General features: G+C 54.7%; 2 protein-coding genes and 1 pseudogene. All 3 read right to left on the bottom strand.

All coding sequences use genetic code 11. From position 1 onward, the window contains the following. On the bottom strand, positions 1-192 hold a 192-nt coding region (locus D5281_RS25245), incomplete at its 3' end, for a cysteine-rich VLP domain-containing protein (RefSeq protein WP_277935645.1). Beyond that, positions 189-401, bottom strand: coding sequence for a transposon-transfer assisting family protein (locus D5281_RS25240; protein ID WP_004607965.1), 213 nt, complete (start codon positions 399-401; stop codon positions 189-191). The genes D5281_RS25245 and D5281_RS25240, both read right to left, overlap by 4 nt. Then, positions 398-580: pseudogene (locus D5281_RS25235) on the bottom strand (hypothetical protein); the annotation flags it as partial. The pseudogene D5281_RS25235 and the gene D5281_RS25240, both read right to left, overlap by 4 nt.

Here is a 580-nt window from a genome sequence, read left to right as displayed (position 1 = left end):
CCTGTCGGCGGGAAGCACCGCAACCCGGAACCACTTGCAGAGAAGCGAATAGGAAATGAGCTGCGGACATACGCACTCGTCCCCGTCGTCCAGTAAGATACAGTTCCCATTATCATAATTGCAGCACGTCCGGCGCACAAGGGCGTTGACTTTCCGGCTCTGGGGCGGCGTCAGCCGCTTAACCCCGTTCATACTTCATCAGCGGCGTAAATGGGAAGCTCTGCAAATTCCGCTTCGGTCAAAGCGTCCACTTTGGAAAGGGTGCGCTTTGCAAGCTCCCGCATATCCGCGTCCATGTAGGGCAGCGCGGCGTTGACATTCTCAATCAAAGCCCGCTTGCCGCCCTCGTTGTAAATGCTCAAAAGGTTTGTTTCTTCAACAGTCAGTCTAATCATGCTCATACCTCCATATCGTGATTTTTTGTTTTTGCCGCCGCCTTTTTCGGGGCGGTCTTTGCCTTGTCCGCTTTAAGCTGCGCCCGGATAGAGGGGCGGGGCTTCCTTATCTCCCTGTCCCGGTTCTCCCCCTTGTCAATCAGCGCATACGTCCCATGTCTGCCCTCGATTTTGGAAAAGGAAAG

This window comes from Parablautia muri (assembly GCF_009917485.1).
GTDB classification, from domain to species: Bacteria; Bacillota; Clostridia; order Lachnospirales; family Lachnospiraceae; genus Suilimivivens; species Suilimivivens muri.
Note: the sequence above shows the minus strand (reverse complement) of the source record. Positions and strands in the feature narration are given on the sequence as shown.